We start from the raw sequence: 18,968 nt of genomic DNA, 5'->3' as shown, positions 1-18,968 counted from the left end.
GATAGATCATGCGCCTGAATCAAGTAACCGTTACGATGCCTGACCTCGATGCGGGCTGGAACTTCTACTGCGCTCTCGGTCTCAAGCCCGTCGTCGACGCCCGTCCTCGCTATGCGCGCTTCGTCTGCCCGGACGGGGACAGCACCTTCTCCCTGCATCAGGGCGAAGGCGGCGGTGGCGGCACCACGGTGTATTTCGAGTGCGAGAAGCTGGACGAGACGGTCGGCAGTCTCAGCGAGGCCGGTCTTCGTTTCGTCACCGGACCGGTGGATAAGAGCTGGCTCTGGCGCGAGGCGGAGCTTTTCGACCCCGGCGGTAACCGCATCATCCTTTATTTCGCCGGATCGAACCGCACCGATCCGCCGTGGCGCGTGGATAAGGTGGACCGCCCGAAGTAGGCAGCCTCGGCGCCGGCCTATCCCGGCCATTCCCCGAATTGACGAATCGCGGTCGCCTCGGCATCTTTGTGTCGGCGTGGCCTAACGCCGAACCTCCCAGGACCTTCCCCAGCAGGGTCTTCAACCGGAGGCAAAGGGACTTTCGTCTCGGGTCGTGATCCTTGGTCCTGATGTTTCGGGCCTGTTGCTGGGGAACGATGTCCGGAACGTGAGAGGCCCTGATATGACTGAGAATGGAAATTTCAAGCGGCGGGTGCGTGCGCGCGCCGCCAAGACGGGTGAATCCTACACCGCCGCCCGCATGCATGTTCTTCCCAGGTCGGCGAACGATGCACTGCCTGACGCAAGGCGCTTGCGTCTTGCCGTGGCCCAGACCACCCATGCCGACGATCCCCGCGATGCCGACAAGCTTCGCCAGAGCGGACAGGAGATGCGCCTGCTGATGCGGCAGGCGCGAGAGGCAGGGGCGCGGCTTATTCACTTTCCCGAAGGAACGACATCATCGCCGAACAAGCGCATCATGTCGGAAATCGGGCCAAGAGAGATCGGGCCGTCCGATTGGCGGCGGTTCGAATGGGCCGTGTTGCGTGAGGAGCTGGATACAACGCGCAAACTGGCGCACGAACTCGGCCTCTGGGCGATCATCGGCTCGGTGCATCCGCTGACGCCGCCGCACCGGCCGCACAACAGCCTTTATGTCGTCTCCGATCGCGGCGAACTGGTGACGCGCTACGACGAGCGGCTGCTGTCCAACACCAAGATCTCCTTCATGTACACGCCGGGTTCGATCCCCGTGACCTTCGAGGTCGACGGCATCCGCTTCGGCTGTGCGCTCGGCATGGAGTGCAACTTTCCTCAAATTTTCACCGAATACGAGCGGCTCGATGTCCACTGCGTGCTGTTTTCGTCCACTGGGGGGACGTCGGCCAATGATACCTCCTTCGCCGCCGAGGTGCAGGGGTATGCGGCGAGCAACAGGTACTGGGTGAGTTTCTCCATACTGGCACATCCCGGTTTAGCCGATCCGGCCTCTTCCGGGATTGTCGCTCCCGGTGGCCGGTGGGCGGCGCAATGCCCTGCGGATGGAACGGCCGCGATATCGCTCGCCGATATCGACGACAATCACGGCGATATTGCCCGGCCGTGGCGGCGCAAAGCGCTGAGCGGCCTCTACGAGCCGCACCGCGTGGCCGGCGACCCGCGCAGCGACGGGCGGGATATGTTTTAGAGCCGCGTCGAACCTCATCCATGCGACGCGCTTGCCCAGTGATTTTCCAGTGGCTAGCTCAGTTAAGTTTTATCACCTGTGGCTCGACTCCAGCGGTGATGCAGCACCAAAAGAGCCTCACTCTAAGGGGCCTGAAGGTCGATGTTCGCAAGTCGAGGCGTCAACCGATGGCATTGAGCCGCGTTATAGTCAGCATTGGCGGCCGGGCTGGCACTCAGGGAGGAACCCTTCCTCAGCGACCACGTCGGATATCATATCAGCCGAACCGCTTACCAAACTGAACTCACCGTCGCAAAGACAATAAAACCCGTCTTGGGGAACCGGCAATTCCAGCATTTCCTGCTTTGAAAGGCCGGCATATACTCCACGCACCAATCTGCCAAACAGCCCGTGAGAAATCGCAACTGTCGGTCCATGTATGCCTACGATCCAGTCCTTTGCTCGCGCACAGGCAGCATCGAAGCTCTCCCCGTCTGGAGATTTGAAATACCAATCAAAAGCGTTGGACCCGTCCAGCATTCCTGGAAACTCGTTGTCGATCTCGAACTTGGTCATGCCGTCCCAAGAACCGACGGTCACCTCCATTAGCCGCGATTCCGGACGAGCCGTCAGCGGCAATACACGTTCGATGCGAGCCGCGGTCTCCTGCGTTCTGCCGAGAGGGCTGACATGGAGTTGGAAAGATTGTTCGCTCGCTGCCATTTCCTTCTTCAGAAGCTTCGCCATCTGTTCGGCCTGTACGATGCCGCGCTCTGTTAGCGGTGAATCTTTTTGGCCTTGGAACCGACCTAAGGTGTTCCAAATGGTCTCGCCATGGCGAAGCAGGTAAATCACTGGCGTTGTCCTAAATGAATTGATGAAACAATTAGCTGAGCTACCCGCCCTTTGCCAAACTTCTCGCCATACCAGAGGTGGACGCGAGCCTGGTTCTTTATGTCAACTTTGTCTGCGAGGTCTCCCATCAAGCCTTGCCACGACGGATCACTTTGTCCTCGGCTTCCCATGAGAGATCGTGGTCGTCAAAATAAAAAATGTCATAATCTTTGATGCCGTGCTCTGGATCATTTCCGGTCTTCAAGTTCCATACCGTCTGAAAGAGGCAGCCAGCCGTCAGCATACATTGCGGCAGGCCCAGAGCCGGCAATTTCTCCAGGAGCAGATGGTTGACCGGATTAAGCCGAATGCGGGCTAGAAATTGTTCAGTGGTGATGGTCACGCTTATCCCTTGCTCTTTGCGATTATAGTCGATTCTCGTCTCGCCATCGTCCGCGTGAAATCGTGCGGACTGGGCTGGAGAAAGACGGCTTGCCTCTTATTTCAGTTGGGAATTGAAACGAAGAGCGAAAGGATCACGCAATGGCAAAGAACACGATCTGCATATGGTACGACAAAGACGCTGAGGCTGCCGCCCGCTTCTATGCCGCGACTTTTCCCGACAGCGCCGTGGGTGCCGTCATTCGTGCACCGGGAGATTATCCAGACGGCAAGCAGGGAGACGTCCTCGTCGTTGAATTCACCGTTGCGGGTATTCCTTGCATCGGCCTGAACGGCGGTCCTGCGTTCAAACACAACGAAGCCTTCTCATTTCAGATCGCAACGGACACTCAGGAAGAAACCGATCGCTATTGGAACGCGATCGTCGGCAATGGTGGCCAGGAAAGTGAGTGCGGCTGGTGCAAAGACAAGTGGGGTGTGTCCTGGCAGATTACGCCGCGCGTCCTCTCCGAAGCCCTTTCGGCAGGTGGTGGCCAGGCAAAGCGTGCTTTTGACGCGATGATGACCATGAGGAAGATCGACATTGCGGCGATCGAGGCCGCCAGGCGCGGCTGAGGTAGCCTTGCGCAGAACGATCTTTTACCAGGGCTCGCATCTGGCGCGATCCGGCCGTGTGGCGATCTTCGCAGTCGGCTCAGAACCAGAGATCGCGCACGCAGCGCCCCTTGGATGGAAGGTCTTCAAATGTGTCCAGGCCGTCGAAATGATCGATGGGCAGATGCTGAACGAGATCCGGCGGCGCAAGCCGCATGTTGACGGCCATGCGCCTACGGCCATCCCTTGGAAGCCGCAGGCCGCGCCAGCTCAAGACACAGGCGCAGGATGGGCAGAACAATATTTCGAGAGACGGCTCGTCGCTGTCGCCGCGGGTGTAGGAGGCGGTCTCACCGGTGAGGGCGATGCGCTCACCTTCGTAATCATAGGCCCACAGCGTTCCGTAGCGTCGGCAGAGCGTGCAGTTGCAGGCGGTGATCGAGCCCGGATCACCTTCGAGTGTCCAGCTTGCCTTGCCGCAATGACATGAGCCCGTCAGCATGAGCGTCGGTTCGATCCTGTTTGCTATTCAAGGACGGCATCCTGCCTCAATCGCGCGATGACCGCAATTGGCCGATCCAGGCGCCGGGACTTACGCTATCGGCGGCTCAAGCGCCACCTTTCGCGGGCCGACGTCCGCTGCGAGCGATGCCTGCAGGAGCCTTACGAGCCAGGCCACGCCTTCGTCACGCATTGCCGCCTTCGGCACAGTCGCGCTTATGGCGAAGCGTCCGAGTGGCAGGGGAGGATTGACGCTGACGACGCCGAACCGCGTGGCATGCATCTCGACGAAACGGCGTGGCAAGGCCGAGATAAAGTCGGTTTCCGCAAGCACGGCGAGCGCGAACATGAAGTTCGGCACCGTCAGCGCCACCCGCCTGGAGCATCCATGGCTGGCCAGCACATTGTCGACAAAGCCATGTGTATCGCCCAGATGCGAGACCACAAGGTGGTGCGCGGCGCAGTAGTTGGCCAGTGTCGGATCTGTCAGCAAAGGATGGCCCTGACGGGCCGCGATGACAAAATCCTCCTCGTAGAGCAGCAGGCTTGCAAAGCGGACTGGAAACTCGGCCTGAGGAATGATGGCGATGTCCATGTCACGGGCTTCCAACGCGGCTAACGCATCGCGCCAAGCCAGATCAGGCGATGGCTCGCCCTGTCTGGGCAGCAATTGCCGTATGCTGATTGCGATGCCGGGAGCGGACTTGGCCAACAGGTCGAGCAACGGCGGCAGAAACACAGACGAAACACCATCGGGCGCGCCGATTGTAAATCGTCGCTGAGAGCGCGCTGGATCGAATGGCTCCGCTGTCGCCACCACGCTGCGAACACGCGCCAATATATCGGCGATGGGTGCTGCAAGTTCCTCGGCCCGGTCTGTCGGAACGACGCCCTTCGGTGTTTTGAGAAAAAGCGGGTCACCCAGCAGCATGCGCAGCCGGCCAAGGCCGTGACTGATCGCCGAAGGCGAGAGGTTCAACTGCTGCCCCGAACGCCCGACATGGCGTTCCTCCATGACAGTCTCGAACAGCACGAGCAGGTTGAGGTCGATTCTGGATAGATCAATTTGGTTCAGCATATTGCTGAAATCATATCATTGGATTCATTACCCTGAAAAGTGGGAAACACAATCACTTGCCATTGCTGGCCACCGACAGGATGTCCCCTTTCAAAAACAAAACGGCGCGCGGCGACAAGTCCGTGCACGAGGCCGCAACCCTTTCCCGGCGAGCCACCCTGGCAATGGCGGTCGCCGCAACAGGGCGCGTCGCACAGGCCGCTCCGGCATCCGATGCGGCATTGCTTGGCATCATCCGCCGCACAGAACAACAGGCGACGGCTTTTATGGCCGGCGACATGACACGGTGGGCGAGCCTCATCCGGCTCGATGACGATTTCACCCTGATGCAGCCTTTCGGTGGTTCCGCCAGCCATGGCTTCGACGACAGTCCCGAGCATCTGGCTGAGCTCGCCCGGTTCTTCCGCAATGGCGGCGGAACCCGGGAGGTGGAAAAGTCCTATGTCAGCGGCGACCTGATCGTACTGGTGATGATCGAGCGCCAGCATGGTGAGGTAGGCGGCCTGCCGGACCAGAACTGGTCGCTGCGCGTCACTCAGGTCTATCGCCGACATGGATCAGATTGGCGGCTCGCCCACCGTCATGCCGACCCCCTGGTTAGGAAGATCTCGCTGGAACAGGCCGCAGCCCTGGCCCGAGCCGAATGATGTCCGTCCGGATTTGAAAACGATCGACTTGCCGTGGACCGGGCTCTCGCGGCAACGCCCCTTTCATAGATTTTCTGAAATTTATAATTGAGATTGCAGTCTGGAGATGGTTTTCTGCGACCTTGCGTAGCTGAGTCCACGCCTCCTCCCGATTTTAATCCGAGTGGCCCATGTCGATTTCAGATGCGATCTATCGTCCTTTCGAAAGCCTGATCCGGCCGCTCGATATTCCCTACCGGCCACTGCCGTCCAAGGGGCCGGTGGCAGTGCTCCTGCATTTCATCTCGATGTTTCGCGGCGTGCTGATTGTGGTGACGCTTTGCACCATGGCGAACGAGGCCATGAATCTAAGCATTGTCTGGGGGCTGTCGGTCATCGTCGACGGTGTTACGCAACAGGGTGCATCCGCTTTCCTGGCGAGTGAATGGCCGCTGCTGACCTTCCTCGGCCTGCTGCTCTTTCCGGCCATGCCGATCGCCTCGTTCCTCGTCAACACGCTGACTTCGCATACGCTCGGCATCGGCATGCCGGCCGCCATCCAGTGGCAGGGCCACAAGGCGGTGGAGCGGCAGGATCTCGGCTTCTTCCATGATCTCTACGCCGGCCAGGTCGCCTCGCGCCTGCAGCAGGTGGCCTCTGCTGTCCAGCAGCAGCTCATTTCCGCCTTCCAGTCCATTCCACGCTTCCTGATGCAGATGGTGGGCTCCGTGATCCTACTCAGCGCCTTGTCCTGGCAACTCGCCGTGCCGACCGTCATCTGGATCACGCTCAACGTCCTGCTCGCCGTCAGGCTGGCACCGATCTTTACCGAGCGCGCTCGCCGCTCCGCCAAGCGGCGCAGCCTGATCGCCGGCGCCATCACCGATCTCTACACCAACATGCAGATGGTCAAGCAGTTCGCCGCTGAAGACAGCGAGGCGGGCACCATCCGCGGTATTATCGGCAAGTCGATCGAGACGCAGCAAAGCGAACAACGCATTTATCGCACAGCCGAGCTGACGGTCGTCGTCCTCAACGTGCTGCACTGGCTGTCCATTCTGTCGATCGGCTTTACCGGCCTCGTCGAGGGGTTCGTGACGATCGGCGAATTTACCGGCGCCGTCTATGTCCTCCAACGGCTGTCCGGCCACACCTTCACCTTCCTGCAAATGGGCCAACAGATCTTCCAGGCGATCGGCACGATCAAGGATGCCATGCCTGTTATGACGACACCGCCCACTATCACCGACCGGACGGATGCGAAGAACCTCGTGGTCGAGCGTGGTGAAATCCGTTTCGAAAATGTCCGCTTCGCCTACAAGTCCGGCAAGCCTGTTATCGATGACCTGTCGCTGACGGTTCGGCCCGGCGAAAAGGTAGGGCTCGTCGGCCTCTCCGGTGCCGGCAAGACGACGCTGGTGAGCCTGCTGCTGCGTTTTTACGACATAGAGGATGGTGCGATCTTCATCGACGGGCAGGATATCCGCGCCGTCACCCAGGCGAGCCTGCGCCGCTCCATCGGGGTCATCGCGCAGGACGTCGCGCTGCTGCACCGTTCGGTCGGCGACAATATCCGTTACGGCCGGCCGGAGGCGACGAAGGACGAGATCGAAGCGGTGGCGAAGATTGCGAGTGCCGATGTCTTCATCGCCGATCTTTCCGACGGCGAAGGCCGCAAGGGCTACGAGGCCTTCGTCGGCGACCGCGGCATCAAACTGTCAGGCGGCCAGCGCCAGCGCGTAGCCATCGCCCGCGTTCTCCTGAAGGACGCGCCGATCCTGGTGCTCGACGAGGCGACCTCCGCCCTCGACAGCGAATCCGAAGCCGCCATCCAGGAAAGGCTCAACCTCGTCATGGAGGGAAAGACGGTGATCGCCATCGCCCACCGTCTGTCGACCATTGCCAGGATGGACCGGATCGTCGTGCTCGATCACGGGCGCATCGTGGAGGAGGGCAGGCCGGACGAACTGGTCGAACAAGACGGCTTGTTCGCGCGCCTATGGAAACGCCAGACCGGCGGTTTCATTCCCGAAGATATCGACGAACCCTTGCCGACCTCGCCTGCGACCTGAGTGGCTGGTCCTCACGTAAACCGGGATAACATCAGCGGACTAGGAGCAGGCGACTGCCGATGAGGATCAGGGCGGCGCCCATCACGCGCTCGATGCCGGCCTTGAACCGCAGGAAGCTGGCGGAAACGCGCGGGTTCGAAAAGAAAAAGGCCAGGCCGCAATACCAGAGGGCCGAAAGAAGGAAGCAGGTCAGGGCGATGACGCAATAGAGCCCGACCGGCGCATGTGCAGGGATGACAAGCGCAAAGATACTTCCGAAGAAAGCCACTGATTTCGGATTGGTCATGCTGACGATGTAGGCGCGGCGCATCGCGGAGCGCCATGTGACTTCGGTCGGCCCGGTCGTGCTTAAGGGTTTGGCCGCGCCGCGGATCATCTTCAGGCCCAGCCAGATCAGATACAGGGCGCCGACCACCTGCAATGTTATATGCAGCCAATCGAAATGCGTCAGCAGAAAGCCAAGCCCCGCCATCGCCATGATGGCCCAGGTCAGGGATGCGATGGCAAGTCCGAGACCCGCAAAGAGCCCGGCTGCGCGTGATACCGTCATGCTTGTGTTGGTGACGATGATGAAATTCGGGCCGGGGCTGACGAGGGAGACGATGTAGACGCTGACGAGCAATGCGAGTGAATCGATATATTCCATCCGGCCTTCCTACTTTGCAGTCCGGGAGCCTATGCGAAGCAGGCGGTTTTTGAAAGGCTCGTTCTCCCAGGCGTGATGCATCCGCGTACGGGATCGGCACCTTATCCGTCGCCGCACCTCTTGACGATCGGCGGCGACCGTCCTGCCTATTGCTGGCAAGGGAACCGGGGCAGGGTGCCTTTGGCCAAATGCGAGTGCGCTATTCGACGAGCCCGAAGATAGGGCCGTAGCCGCCGTGCCAAGACCGGTCGTTGCGGCCCATTTCGGGATTGTAAAGTCCGACACCCCGTCCGCCATCGAGAAACAAGGCGTCGGGGCATTTCAGATGGTCGCGGAAGAGCCCTGCGAAATCGTGGAAATTCACTCCGTCTTCGCTGATCGCGAAACGAACCGCGCCACCCTCGCAGACGCCGACACCGTTGCGGCGGGTTCGGTCTGTCGAGCCGACGATGAAGATCGGGTTCAGCTTGTTGGCGATGACAAGCATCGGGCCGGATTGCGTGGCGAACCGCACCTTGGGCCGACGCTTCAGAAATTCATCCGTCGGCAGTATCGCAGCACCTGCTTCACCCAGAAAGAACACGCCGTTCGGCTTCTTATAGAAATTCGGCACCTGACCGGCGGAGCTTTCGGCCTTTGTCGTATTGGCGGGTTTCAATTCCCTGCCGTTCTCGACATAAAGTCCCATCGGCGAAAAGTCGGCCCGGTACATCCCGGCGTTGACGGCGAAAGTCAGTGTTCGCCCCTCGGCGCGAACGGCTTCGGCCAGGCTCGAAAAAGTGCGGTACGGCGCGCCTTCGGCGTTTTTCCAGAACAATCGCAGGTCGGCTTTGCCTGGTTCCAGCGTACAAACGATGTATTTTGCCTCTTCGAAGCTTTCCTGTTCGCATGGTTGCGCATGCGCCTGATGCTGGGATGTCATTATTGCCGCCAGCATCATGGCGGCGGCGAGCACTCCGTGTTTCAGATAGGTCATGGTTGCCGGGGCCTCTCGTTCATATCGCCAATGAAGCGTTTAATTGTGAGATTGCAATAGTTTGATGCGGCGGGGCTTCCGGCTCGTTGCGACGCTCGACGATGCTGTATTATAAGGCTGACAAGACGACACGAGGCAGAAGCGATGGTTGGGAAGTTTCTAAAGCGCGGTGCAATCATTGACACGAGAAAGAGCGAAGAGAGAACGAACGCTCTGCAAAAGCGAACTGGGCAAACCAGGTATCACGTTGACGCGGTGTCTTGCGGGTGCCCCGATGACAATTGCGGAGCATTTCATATCATTAGAACAGAGCGTCCACTTCCATCTGTTGAAAAGGCTGAACAAATTCTCCGATCACATCGACGGGACAAGAAGTTGGCTGAAGATCGATAGGATGTTCGATTGGAAACGCCGACCGACCATTGCGATCAATGACTGCTCCAGCGATGCATGCCGGAGTTGCCGGCTCCGGTATCGCTGGTTCACAGCGTGATTGGTATCCGCTGATTTATCGCGAAAACCGCAACTCGTCGTTCTTATTATGTTCGTATCGGCGCGATATGAATTCCGCAGATCCTGCAGCGGGGAAAGGGAAGATCATGAGTGTCTACGCAACCGTCGGTGCAGTCGATTCCGTCAAATCGAATGGTTTTTATGATGCGACCCTGGCAACGATCGGTTGGAGCAAACATCGGGAATTTCCCGGATGGAGCGCATATTCCGAAGGCGGGAAGGGTGAAGGTTTCGTTCTATGGGTTTGCGAACCGTTCAACGGCGAACCGGCGAGCGCCGGAAATGGCTCGATGGTCGCTTTCATGGCCAAGTCCCGCGCCGAGGTGGATGCTTTTTACGATGCTGCCATGGCCAACGGCGGAACGGATGAGGGCGCGCCTGGTTTACGTCCGCACTACGGGCCGAACTGGTATTCCGCTTACGTGCGTGACCCCGCCGGAAACAAGATTGCTGTCGTCTACGATAGCTGAGGCCAGCTCGATTGCCGCAACTCGACGTCTCGGGGATTTCCCTATTTCCCGGCGAATATGACGTGGGGACCGGCGCCGCGGTCCGCCGCATCCCGGGGCAGGCCGAAGAAGCGTCTTGCCATTTCGGTCGGGCCGATATCCTCCAGAGATGGGAACCCCAGGCTCAGCAATTGGTTCGCAAGATCCTCGGGATCGAAGTGCGTCAGCCATGGCTCGCCGGCTGCGGCCGTGCGCGCGCCCATTTCCGCGGCGCGAGCGCGGCGTTCGGGCGAATAGTTTTCGAGGGGTTCGCTGTAGTCGAAGACGATGGATGCACTCGGCAGGCCGGCGACGAAGCGCAACAGCGTAAAGACTGACGCCTCACTGAGATACGGCACGACGCCAAGCCAGATAAAGAAGGACGGCGTTTCGGGCTCGAAGCCGGAATCGGTGAGACGCGTTTTCAAATCCTCATGTTCGAAATCGACGGGAACGAATGTCGGCAGGCTCTGCGTCAGTCCGGTCTCGCCGAGCCGCATCTGCTTCCAGCTCTGCGTCGCGGGATGATCGACTTCGAATACTTTCAGGCCGGCATGGGGATTGCGCAGTGCAAAGGTGTCGAGCCCGGCGCCGAGGATGACGGCTTGTCTCACGCCTCTTGTTGCGACGGAGAGGGCAAGGCAGTCTTCGGCGTATCGGCTTCGCGCTGCCATGAAGAGGCGAAAGGATCGCGTGGCGGGGTCCTGGGCTTTCAGATCGGCCTCGGCGCTCGCCTCCTCGCCGAGGATGCGGCGGGCATAGGGGTCTAAGAAGATGGCGCCGCCATCCACGCTCTGGTGCGCTGCTCGATAGGCTGCCGCGCCGATCGCGGTGCGGCTTGGTTCGGATGCTCGCATGAAAGCCTCTTTCTCTGTAAGCGTTTTGCAGTGCCCGGACGCGGTTAGGCGTTGGAGATGTCGCAGTTTCGTTCCGACTTCCGTTGCGCCATCGCTCTCGCTGCGCCGGAGCCCAAGAGAGCCTCACCCCTGAGGTGCCCCCGCAGGGGCCTCGAAGGGCGAGGCGGGCGTGCAGGCGTCTGACATGCAAGAAGCAGCGTTGCGCGTGTCCTTCGAGGCGATCCTCCGAATCGCACCTCAGGATGAAGGAAGTTGGAGAATGCCGCCCCTGATCACGATGCTGTCTCATCAGGCCCTTGTCACCAGCAGCAAACTAGAGCACGATTTTAACGCTGTAAAGATTAGATCGAGACATGGCTACGCACGACGGATCGACCCGCTATCATCACGGAAATTTGCGCCCCACCCTGCTGTCCGTGGCGAGGGCGCTGCTGGAGGAGGGAGGCCCGGCGGCGCTGAGCATGCGGGAGATCGGCCGCCGCGCCGGCGTCTCGGCTCCGGCGGCATACCACTATTTTAGCAGCCTGGACGCCATCTCGGCAGCACTCGCCGAACAAGGGTTTGTCGAACTCAGCAAAAGCATCGATGCCGCGCTAACCGGTCTTCGACGCAATCTGCTCGCCGGCGGCATCGCCTATGTCGCCTTTGCCCGCGCGAATCCCGGTCTCTACCGGCTGATGTTCGGGGAGGGTTTTCAGGCCTATTCCAAGGGAAACGAAGCGATACGCGCCCTGCGGATGCAGGTCTACCGGCAGATGAAGGACGACCTGGAAAAGCGCCTGACGCCGGGAGACGTGCAGAACGCCGGGCTCTTTCTCTGGTCACTGACGCATGGCCTCGCCTTGCTGATAATAGACGGCCAAGTCGAACCCGGCGCCGATCCCGACGCGAAGGTCGAGGATATCCTGAAGCTCGCTGGCATGGGGCTGCCTGCCACGAGATAAGCTCTCGAGGCGCTCGGCTTCATCCATCTCCGCATGGGCGATCCAGCCGAGATTGCTCGATCCTATTGTCGACGGCGATGCCAGGCCATTCAATCGCTACCAGGCGGTACGGGCGGTGCCGAGTGCGGTCGTATGAGAGGATGAGACCTGGGCGACGTGCGCCTTGAGCGACACGACGCAGTTTCCCGGAAAGCTGAGGTTGTGCGACGTCAAGTGTTTCAGCAATGTCTCGGCGTCGCGCTTTTCGGTTAGCGGAAATGTCACAGTCATGCGAGTTCTCCAACGAATAAACTGAGCATCTGCACAAATTAATGTCTAAATTCTTTTGCGCTGCAACAAGAAAATTTTAACGATAAAATTAAAATCGATTAGCTTTCGGAGGGGCTATTTTAAAAATCGTTTGAAATTGGGATTCGGGGCTTCTCCATGGATGCCTTGACTGCTTCGGCCAGCCGCGAGGGAATGCCGTCAATGTGATCATTGACCTATCCGGCCATTGACCCTTGCAGCTTATGGGATCCGAACCGGCCCGTTTCGTCCGGTTCCCGCAGGTCGAAGTGAAGGCGTTTGGAGCGTCGTGAGCGTTGAGTGCGCTGGCTGACGTAAGATCCGGGCGGTCATCGGCCGCCGCGGACGGCCCAGCTCCTGAGCCGCAAGCCGTTGAGCCTGATGAAACCTTCCGCGTCGTGATGATCGAAGGCGATGGTGCTTTCTTCAAAGGTGACGAGGTCGGCGGAGTAGAGGGAGCAGGGGGAGGCGCGGGAGATAACCGAGGCGCTTCCCTTGTATAGCCTGAGCGTCACTTCGCCGCTGACGAAAGCCTGGCTGTGGTCGATCAGGGCTTGCAGCATTTCCCGCTCGGGCGCGAACCAGAAGCCGTTGTAGATCAGCTCGGCGTAGCGGGGCATGATTTCATCCTTCAGATGGGCGGCGGCGCGGTCGAGCGTGATCGATTCAATGCCGCGATGGGCTGCGAGCAGGATCGTGCCTCCCGGCGTTTCTTAAATTCCCCTCGACTTCATGCCGATGAAGCGGTTTTCAACGAGATCGAGCCGCCCGACGCCATGCCGGCCGCCCAGCCCATTGAGTTCGGTCAGCAATCCGGCCGGCGTCATGGCCTTGCCGTTCACCGAAACCGGATCGCCCCTCTCGAAACCAATGGTGATGATCTCGGGTGTGTCGGGCGCGTCGACGGGATCGACCGTGCGCTGATAGACATGATCGGGCGCGACCTCCGCCGGATTTTCGAGACTCTTGCCTTCGGTCGAGGTGTGCAGCAGGTTGGCGTCGATCGAGAACGGCGCCTCGCCGCGCTTGTCGCTCAGCACCGGGATCCGATGCTTTTCGGCATATTCCAGAAGCTGCATGCGGGAGCGGATGTTCCATTGGCGCCAGGGAGCAATGACCTTGATCGACGGGTCGAGCGCATTGACCGCCAGTTCGAACCGGATCTGATCATTGCCCTTGCCGGTCGCGCCGTGGGCAACGGCATCGGCGCCGACCTCCCGGGCTATGCCAACCAGATGCCTGGCAATCAGCGGCCGTGCGATGGAAGTGCCCAGCAGATATTGCCCCTCATAGAGCGCGTTCGCCCGCAGCATCGGAAAGACGAAGTCGCTGACGAACTCCTCGCGCAGATCGACGATGCGGATGTCCTTGACTCCCACCATCTCCGCATTGGCCCGCGCCGGCTCGAGCTCCTCGCCCTGGCCGAGATCGGCGGTGAACGTCACCACCTCGCATCCGTAGGTCTCCTGCAGCCATTTGAGGATGATCGAGGTATCCAGCCCACCCGAATAAGAAAGCACAATTTTCTCTATCTTCGTCATCAGCCCATCTCCATCATAATGCTGAAACGATAGGCCAAGCCCTGCGCAATGAGCTTGCGAAACATCCGTAAAATTGCGAAAGTTTGGCATATCATGTCATTGGAGCATGAATGGGAGCTATGAAATGCCAGTCATTCTGGACCGGATCGACCGCCAAATCCTGCGCGTACTTCAGCGCGACGGGCGTATTTCGAATGTCGATCTGGCGAGGGAAGTAGGGCTATCGCCGTCACCATGCCTGCGTCGCGTCCGGCTCTTGGAAGAGGCCGGGATCATCGATCGCTACGTTGCCGTGCTGGACCCTGCAAAGGTCGGCGCGGGGCTGACTGTCTTTGCCCGCGTCTGGTTCAAAACCCAGGACGCCGAGGTCACGCTTCAGTTCGCTCAAGCCGTCAGGCGGTTTCCCGAGGTGATGGAATGCTACCTAACGACAGGGGAATGTGATGCCGTGCTTCGGATCGTGACCGCCGATCTGCATAGCTACTGGCGTTTTCAGGCCGATCACCTGACACGCATTCCGAGCGTCCTCAGCGTCAAGACCGACGTGCCGATGGAAACGCTGAAGCGAAGCTTCGAGCTGCCGTTGAGATAGGCGTCGTGGCTTGATCCTTATCCGAGAGAAGAGGTGCTCCGGCTCCTCGCCAGCCAGACCAGGCCTGTGACCAGGAGCAGGATCATCACGGCATGGGTGATGTAATCGAGCGTGGTTTGCGGGCCGACGCCGACGGCGATGGTGAAGGCGCCGACGAGGGTGCCGAGGAGGGCGAAGGACTGGGCGAAGATCGCAGCTGTTCGGCTGCACGATCGGTCAAGGCCGAGCGAGATCAGGCCGAGGAGGAGTACGGCTGATATCACCGCTTCGGCAATCATCGCCTGCCGGTGTTCGTGGCCTTCGAGGATGAACCCAGCATGGGTGAGCGAGGCAATGGCATAAAGACAAGTTTCGATCAGGAAGAGGATCGCGACGGCTGAACGCATGGCATGGCTCCTTGGCAAGGTGGACGCCCAATGGGCTTCCGGGGAAGTCGCCAATAAGATTTGATTGATGCGATAATTTGAGCAATAAAACTATTTTTCAAGTATGTTGTGAGGATATTAGATGCCTTCCGCCGCCGATCGTCATGCCAGAGCCGCCGCCTCGGCGTGGCGGACGATGTTCGACCTTTTGATGAAATCGGCGCCGCAGCGGCTGGAAAGCCTTCAGGCGAGGGGGCTGACGCCAAACGATTCCAGGGCTCTGTTCACTTTGCACGACGAGGGAGAGCCGATCAGCGCGCTTGCCCGCCAATGGGGGTGCGACGCCTCGACCGCGACGTGGCTGGTCGATCGGCTGCAGCGGGCGGGCCTTGCCGAACGCGTGACGCCGGAACGCGATCGCCGCATCAAGCTGGTACGCCTGACCGGCAAGGGCTCAGCTACCAAGGACGAGCTGTTGGCGGAGCATTATCGCCCGCCAGCGGAACTCCGGTACCTTTCGGCCGGCGAGCTCGAAGAGCTGGCCCGGCTGCTTGCCAAGACCGAAGGAGAGGGATGACGGGGTTCGAGACCGATTGCCGTTTACCGCGCTCCCTAGACGATCGCATAGAGATGAGAGCTGTTCATCCCGGCTAGATCAGTCTTTGACCGCCATCCACATGGATCGTCTCGCCGGTCGTGAAATCGCTCTCCATGAGGTAGATGTAGGCGCTGACGACATCGGCGAGGGTGGCGATGCGGCCTGCGGGCAGGCGCCCGGCCATGTCCTTGAGATAGCCGGACTTGGCGCTTCCGACGAGTACATCCCACATTGGGGTATCCACCCAGCCGGGGGAGACGACGTTGACCCGCGAAGGCGCAAGTTCGAGGGCCAGGCCGTGGGCGAAGTAGCTGAATGATCCGGCGATCGCCGCCACGACCGCTCCGCCCGGTACGGGCGGCCGATCCTTGTTGATCCCCGAGGTAATCGTCATCGACCCGCCACGCTTGAGATATGGCGATGCATGCTTGGCGAGGGCGATGGTGCCGATCAGCTTGTTGTCGACGAAGCGCCTGATGACGTCGAGGTCGAGGGCTTCGATCGGTTCGCCCGGCGGCGGCGTGCCGGCCGTGGTAACGAGGTGGTCGAACTCCAACCGTCTCGAAGAGGCGAGTGAGATCGGCCTCCCGCTCGAGATCGGCGGCAAAGCTTCGCAGGCGGGGAGGCCCGCCGAGCTCTTCTTCCGCAGCCGGCAGTTTTTCCTCGGAGCGCCCGGCGATGACGACATTGGCGCCGCGTTCGAGAGTGGCCGCGGCAACGCCGAGGCCGATGCCAGAACTACCGCCGAAAATAATAATGGTTTTTCCTGTGAGAGGTCATGGCTGCTCTCGTTTGCTGATGAGGTTCGGAGCGTGGACGGCATCTAGCCGGCATAGGCTGCTTCGAGATCGGCGATGATGATCTTCTGCATTTTGTACATGGCCTGGAGCGTCTGCTCCGCTTTCTTGCGGTCGGGATCGCCGATAAGGCGGAGCGTGATCTCCGGGCAGACCTGCCAATTGACGCCGAATTTGTCCCGCAGCCAGCCGCAGGCCCGCTCCGAGCCACCGCGCGATGTCAACGCTTCCCAGTAATAGTCGGTCTCGGCCTGATCCCTGGTTTCGATGAAGAACGAGACGGCGTCGTTGAAGCCGTCGCCGGGGCCTGCGTTGAATGTCCTGAGCCTGAGGTCTTCGAGCGCGAAATCGTAGGTGGCGATTGGCACAGTGCGGTTCGTTCCTGAGACCCAGTCCGGCACCTCCGTGGAGCCGAGTTTCTTCGCGTTTCTGAAGACAGAGAGATAAAAATCGCGGGCTTCTTCAGCCTGGGTGTTGAACCAGAGGAAGGGGAAAATCGTTGCCATGGTCGGTTGCTCCGCAACATCGGATATAGGTGATAGGAAATCACAGATCGTCTCGTTGGCGCCGATGTCGTCTCGTAACGAGACGCGGCGCTCATCCAGAACATATGAAGCGCATGGCTGGACGACAAACCAGATTTCGGCAATGATCTGTGATCAAAACTCACAAATGAGCCGAGCTATGCTGAGACGATTGCCGCCGCTGAACGCCCTGCCGAGCTTTGAGGCGGCCGCGCGCATCTGAGCTTTTCCCGGGCCGCCGACGAACTGAACGTGACGCATGGCGCGATCAGCAGGGCGATCAAGCACCTCGAGGAGCAACTCGACGTGCAACTGTTCGAAAGGGGAACGCGGTCGGTCCGTCTGACCGCCATTGGAGAGCCTTATGCGCAGTCGGTCCGCGAAGCGCTCGATCTGTTGGCGGCGGCGACGAAATCCGCATCGGCCCGCCATTTGGACAAGACGCTCAATGTCAGCACGTCAGACGGATTTGCCGGCCGGTGGCTGGTGCCGCGGCTCTATCGTTTCCATCAGGCCAACCGCGACATCGATGTGCGGATATCGACGACAGGCCGGCTGACGACCTTCCTCGCCGACGGCATCGACATCGCAATCCGCTATGGCGGAGGCGAATATCCTGGGCTCACATCGGAATTTCTGACCGGCGAAGAGGTCTTTCCCGTCTGCAGCCCAAGGCTTCTGGAGGGCGCACACCCCCTGCGAGCACCTGGCGATCTGAAGCATCACACCCTCATTCACGATGGATTCCCCATCGACTGGGCGACCTGGCTGCGCAGTGCCGATGTCAGGGATGTCGATCCGAAGAGCGGCCTGACCTTCGACTCTGCCACCTTCGCCGTCGAATCCGCCGTGCAGGGGGAAGGCGTGGTCCTGGGGCGCACGATGCTAGTGGCTGCCGACCTTGCCGCGGGTCGGCTGGTCAGACCCTTCAGGCAGGCACTGACATCCGCGTCGCAGTATTTCGTGGTCTATCCGCCGCGCGCAATTCACCAGCGCAAGGTGAAGGCATTTCGTGATTGGCTGCTTGCCGAAATCAGTCATTCTTGAGATGCCGGGTGCAACAGGGCCTTGGCTGTCGCACTTTGAATTGTTGCTCGATGCCTTGGAAGCCATAGCCGCATCCCGATTTGACGGATGCGTCGAATGCAACATGACGACGGCGATCTATATGGCACGGCTACGTTCCTCAGATGCGGCCACTAGTCGACCTGGATATGAATATGGTCGTCGTGGCGGGCGGCGCGGCAGCCTTGAAAGCGGATATGGCCATCGGTGATCCCAAGCGCGTTCTTCAGATGCGGCTCGATGAAGATCTTCTGCAGGCCGAAGCGCGTCACACCTTCGCTCGTCAACCAGCCGATCGCGGCCGACGTACGCTGCTCCTCGATCCGATAGGCCGGAAACAGAGACTGCAGCGCATCGAAGTTCCAGCGGGTGGTGAGCCAGTCGTTGCGCCCTTCGCATGGCAGTTCGTCGCCGGGGACGGGTTGCTCGAAGGCGAAATAGCCGATTGGGGAGCGGGTGGCGCCATTCAGGAAGGCACCGTCCACATCCTTGTAATAATAGGCGAAGTCGAGCTTTTTCCCGTCGGCATGCGACAGGTGCGGCAGCAGCGGAAAGCCGTTCACAAAGGGGAAATTCGCATCCAGCGCGACGGTAATGGTTCCGGGAAATTCCTTGTCCATGTGGGCGGCAAGCGCCTTTGCCAGATCGCGTACCTCGGGTGTGACGTAGTTGCGGTTCAGCAGGCAATAGATCGGGGAGCGGACCACCAGCCTGTCCGCGGCGTTGGCGACGCAGGAGATGGGAACTCGCCCGAAGATCGGCGCGGCGAGGCTCGCGACAAAGGTGGCGCCGGCATAGCAAAGCAGGAAGATCGCAAGCTTTGCCAGAAACCGCCGTAAGCCCGAGGCGCGTGAGGCGGCCAGCGCCGCGAGATAGGCGATGCCGCCGATCTGGGTCAGCAGCGTCAGGATGAGAACGATCAGGGCGTGAAGGGCAAAACGGAACACGGGAAGGCCTTCGGAACGTTGCCATCCCATAGGCGAGGCGATGCTGCTGCGCAAGGCGGATGGCGGGGAAGTGCGCAGCTCATTTATGCCCTTCCTTTGAGTGCTCAGAATTGAC

The 18,968-nt window shown here is 60.1% G+C and carries 20 protein-coding genes and 3 pseudogenes; 10 read left to right on the top strand and 13 right to left on the bottom strand.

Translation table 11 applies throughout. The features are described 5' to 3' along the window. Window positions 1-8 precede the first annotated feature (8 nt). Together AC245Y_RS13325 and AC245Y_RS13320 are read left to right on the top strand one after the other, a co-directional pair. Window positions 9-398, top strand: a complete 390-nt coding sequence (locus AC245Y_RS13325; protein ID WP_017994501.1) for a VOC family protein — start codon at window positions 9-11, stop codon at window positions 396-398. 223 nt (window positions 399-621) lie between these two features. After that, window positions 622-1,626, top strand: a complete 1,005-nt coding sequence (locus tag AC245Y_RS13320; protein WP_017994500.1) for a carbon-nitrogen hydrolase family protein — start codon at window positions 622-624, stop codon at window positions 1,624-1,626. Window positions 1,627-1,815: 189 nt separating this feature from the next. On the opposite strand, the gene AC245Y_RS13315 is transcribed toward AC245Y_RS13320, so the two are convergent. Together AC245Y_RS13315 and AC245Y_RS13310 are read right to left on the bottom strand one after the other, a co-directional pair. Continuing rightward, window positions 1,816-2,460: a histidine phosphatase family protein gene (locus AC245Y_RS13315; protein ID WP_017994499.1), complete on the bottom strand. Its 645-nt coding sequence runs from the start codon at window positions 2,458-2,460 to the stop codon at window positions 1,816-1,818. Window positions 2,461-2,587: 127 nt separating this feature from the next. Continuing rightward, window positions 2,588-2,842, bottom strand: coding sequence for a nucleotidyltransferase family protein (locus tag AC245Y_RS13310; protein WP_313903137.1), 255 nt, complete (start codon window positions 2,840-2,842; stop codon window positions 2,588-2,590). Between the two features lie 140 nt (window positions 2,843-2,982). Between AC245Y_RS13310 and AC245Y_RS13305 the strand changes: the two genes are divergently transcribed. Next, window positions 2,983-3,456: a VOC family protein gene (locus tag AC245Y_RS13305; protein WP_017994496.1), complete on the top strand. Its 474-nt coding sequence runs from the start codon at window positions 2,983-2,985 to the stop codon at window positions 3,454-3,456. 79 nt (window positions 3,457-3,535) lie between these two features. On the opposite strand, the gene AC245Y_RS13300 is transcribed toward AC245Y_RS13305, so the two are convergent. Beyond that, window positions 3,536-3,937, bottom strand: a complete 402-nt coding sequence (locus AC245Y_RS13300) for a GFA family protein (RefSeq protein WP_017994495.1) — start codon at window positions 3,935-3,937, stop codon at window positions 3,536-3,538. A 90-nt stretch (window positions 3,938-4,027) separates the two neighbouring features. Further along, entirely contained in the window at window positions 4,028-5,014 is a 987-nt protein-coding gene (locus AC245Y_RS13295; protein ID WP_017994494.1) for a LysR family transcriptional regulator, read from the bottom strand. Between the two features lie 62 nt (window positions 5,015-5,076). On the opposite strand from AC245Y_RS13295, the gene AC245Y_RS13290 reads away from it, so the two are divergent. Then, a complete protein-coding gene (locus AC245Y_RS13290) occupies window positions 5,077-5,661 on the top strand; it encodes a YybH family protein (protein ID WP_245274018.1) in 585 nt (194 codons plus the stop codon). A gap of 170 nt (window positions 5,662-5,831) precedes the next feature. After that, the gene (locus AC245Y_RS13285; protein WP_017994492.1) at window positions 5,832-7,712 is read left to right on the top strand and encodes an ABC transporter ATP-binding protein; all 1,881 of its coding nucleotides are present in this window, start codon (window positions 5,832-5,834) and stop codon (window positions 7,710-7,712) included. Window positions 7,713-7,743: 31 nt separating this feature from the next. Here AC245Y_RS13285 and AC245Y_RS13280 read toward each other — a convergent pair whose 3' ends face one another. Continuing rightward, the gene (locus tag AC245Y_RS13280; RefSeq protein ID WP_017994491.1) at window positions 7,744-8,358 is read right to left on the bottom strand and encodes a LysE family translocator; all 615 of its coding nucleotides are present in this window, start codon (window positions 8,356-8,358) and stop codon (window positions 7,744-7,746) included. Between the two features lie 199 nt (window positions 8,359-8,557). Continuing rightward, entirely contained in the window at window positions 8,558-9,334 is a 777-nt protein-coding gene (locus AC245Y_RS13275; protein ID WP_017994490.1) for a phosphodiester glycosidase family protein, read from the bottom strand. Window positions 9,335-9,933: 599 nt separating this feature from the next. On the opposite strand from AC245Y_RS13275, the gene AC245Y_RS13270 reads away from it, so the two are divergent. Then, on the top strand, window positions 9,934-10,317 hold the full coding sequence (locus AC245Y_RS13270; protein WP_017994489.1) for a VOC family protein: 384 nt from the start codon (window positions 9,934-9,936) through the stop codon (window positions 10,315-10,317). A 41-nt stretch (window positions 10,318-10,358) separates the two neighbouring features. Here AC245Y_RS13270 and AC245Y_RS13265 read toward each other — a convergent pair whose 3' ends face one another. Beyond that, window positions 10,359-11,192 (bottom strand): class I SAM-dependent methyltransferase, encoded by an 834-nt coding sequence (locus tag AC245Y_RS13265; protein ID WP_017994488.1) that lies wholly within the window; start codon window positions 11,190-11,192, stop codon window positions 10,359-10,361. A 353-nt stretch (window positions 11,193-11,545) separates the two neighbouring features. Between AC245Y_RS13265 and AC245Y_RS13260 the strand changes: the two genes are divergently transcribed. Beyond that, on the top strand, window positions 11,546-12,136 hold the full coding sequence (locus AC245Y_RS13260; protein WP_017994487.1) for a TetR/AcrR family transcriptional regulator: 591 nt from the start codon (window positions 11,546-11,548) through the stop codon (window positions 12,134-12,136). Between the two features lie 96 nt (window positions 12,137-12,232). Here the strand turns inward: AC245Y_RS13260 and AC245Y_RS13255 are convergent, their stop codons facing one another. Continuing rightward, window positions 12,233-12,406, bottom strand: coding sequence for a hypothetical protein (locus AC245Y_RS13255; protein ID WP_017994486.1), 174 nt, complete (start codon window positions 12,404-12,406; stop codon window positions 12,233-12,235). Between the two features lie 347 nt (window positions 12,407-12,753). Then, window positions 12,754-13,965: pseudogene (locus AC245Y_RS13250) on the bottom strand (argininosuccinate synthase). Between the two features lie 124 nt (window positions 13,966-14,089). On the opposite strand from AC245Y_RS13250, the gene AC245Y_RS13245 reads away from it, so the two are divergent. After that, entirely contained in the window at window positions 14,090-14,557 is a 468-nt protein-coding gene (locus tag AC245Y_RS13245) for an Lrp/AsnC family transcriptional regulator (protein WP_017994484.1), read from the top strand. Between the two features lie 17 nt (window positions 14,558-14,574). Here AC245Y_RS13245 and AC245Y_RS13240 read toward each other — a convergent pair whose 3' ends face one another. Next, a complete protein-coding gene (locus AC245Y_RS13240) occupies window positions 14,575-14,943 on the bottom strand; it encodes a hypothetical protein (RefSeq protein WP_017994483.1) in 369 nt (122 codons plus the stop codon). A 121-nt stretch (window positions 14,944-15,064) separates the two neighbouring features. On the opposite strand from AC245Y_RS13240, the gene AC245Y_RS13235 reads away from it, so the two are divergent. Continuing rightward, the gene (locus tag AC245Y_RS13235) at window positions 15,065-15,499 is read left to right on the top strand and encodes a MarR family winged helix-turn-helix transcriptional regulator (RefSeq protein WP_017994482.1); all 435 of its coding nucleotides are present in this window, start codon (window positions 15,065-15,067) and stop codon (window positions 15,497-15,499) included. A gap of 73 nt (window positions 15,500-15,572) precedes the next feature. Here AC245Y_RS13235 and AC245Y_RS13230 read toward each other — a convergent pair. Next, window positions 15,573-16,251 (bottom strand): annotated as a pseudogene (locus tag AC245Y_RS13230) (SDR family oxidoreductase). Window positions 16,252-16,343: 92 nt separating this feature from the next. Further along, window positions 16,344-16,823 carry a VOC family protein gene (locus AC245Y_RS13225; RefSeq protein WP_017994479.1) on the bottom strand — a complete coding sequence of 160 codons (480 nt, stop codon included), beginning with the start codon at window positions 16,821-16,823 and terminating at the stop codon, window positions 16,344-16,346. Between the two features lie 178 nt (window positions 16,824-17,001). Here AC245Y_RS13225 and AC245Y_RS13220 point away from each other — a divergent pair. After that, window positions 17,002-17,888, top strand: a pseudogene (locus AC245Y_RS13220) (transcriptional regulator GcvA). A 152-nt stretch (window positions 17,889-18,040) separates the two neighbouring features. Here the strand turns inward: AC245Y_RS13220 and AC245Y_RS13215 are convergent. After that, complete coding sequence (locus AC245Y_RS13215; protein ID WP_026157403.1) at window positions 18,041-18,853, bottom strand: hypothetical protein; 813 nt, start codon at window positions 18,851-18,853, stop codon at window positions 18,041-18,043. Window positions 18,854-18,968 lie beyond the last annotated feature (115 nt).

The sequence above is a fragment of the Rhizobium sp. SRDI943 genome (assembly GCF_057653695.1).
This window is presented reverse-complemented; position numbering and strand designations above follow the sequence as displayed.

Coding starts and splice junctions, on each gene's coding strand:
- AC245Y_RS13325 (WP_017994501.1), top strand. CDS start 9: ATGCGCCTGAATCAAGTAACCGTTACGATGCCTGACCTCGATGCGGGC.
- AC245Y_RS13320 (WP_017994500.1), top strand. CDS start 622: ATGACTGAGAATGGAAATTTCAAGCGGCGGGTGCGTGCGCGCGCCGCC.
- AC245Y_RS13305 (WP_017994496.1), top strand. CDS start 2,983: ATGGCAAAGAACACGATCTGCATATGGTACGACAAAGACGCTGAGGCT.
- AC245Y_RS13300 (WP_017994495.1), bottom strand. CDS start 3,937: ATGCTGACGGGCTCATGTCATTGCGGCAAGGCAAGCTGGACACTCGAA.
- AC245Y_RS13295 (WP_017994494.1), bottom strand. CDS start 5,014: ATGCTGAACCAAATTGATCTATCCAGAATCGACCTCAACCTGCTCGTG.
- AC245Y_RS13285 (WP_017994492.1), top strand. CDS start 5,832: ATGTCGATTTCAGATGCGATCTATCGTCCTTTCGAAAGCCTGATCCGG.
- AC245Y_RS13280 (WP_017994491.1), bottom strand. CDS start 8,358: ATGGAATATATCGATTCACTCGCATTGCTCGTCAGCGTCTACATCGTC.
- AC245Y_RS13275 (WP_017994490.1), bottom strand. CDS start 9,334: ATGACCTATCTGAAACACGGAGTGCTCGCCGCCGCCATGATGCTGGCG.
- AC245Y_RS13270 (WP_017994489.1), top strand. CDS start 9,934: ATGAGTGTCTACGCAACCGTCGGTGCAGTCGATTCCGTCAAATCGAAT.
- AC245Y_RS13265 (WP_017994488.1), bottom strand. CDS start 11,192: ATGCGAGCATCCGAACCAAGCCGCACCGCGATCGGCGCGGCAGCCTAT.
- AC245Y_RS13260 (WP_017994487.1), top strand. CDS start 11,546: ATGGCTACGCACGACGGATCGACCCGCTATCATCACGGAAATTTGCGC.
- AC245Y_RS13255 (WP_017994486.1), bottom strand. CDS start 12,406: ATGACTGTGACATTTCCGCTAACCGAAAAGCGCGACGCCGAGACATTG.
- AC245Y_RS13245 (WP_017994484.1), top strand. CDS start 14,090: ATGCCAGTCATTCTGGACCGGATCGACCGCCAAATCCTGCGCGTACTT.
- AC245Y_RS13240 (WP_017994483.1), bottom strand. CDS start 14,943: ATGCGTTCAGCCGTCGCGATCCTCTTCCTGATCGAAACTTGTCTTTAT.
- AC245Y_RS13235 (WP_017994482.1), top strand. CDS start 15,065: ATGCCTTCCGCCGCCGATCGTCATGCCAGAGCCGCCGCCTCGGCGTGG.
- AC245Y_RS13225 (WP_017994479.1), bottom strand. CDS start 16,823: ATGGCAACGATTTTCCCCTTCCTCTGGTTCAACACCCAGGCTGAAGAA.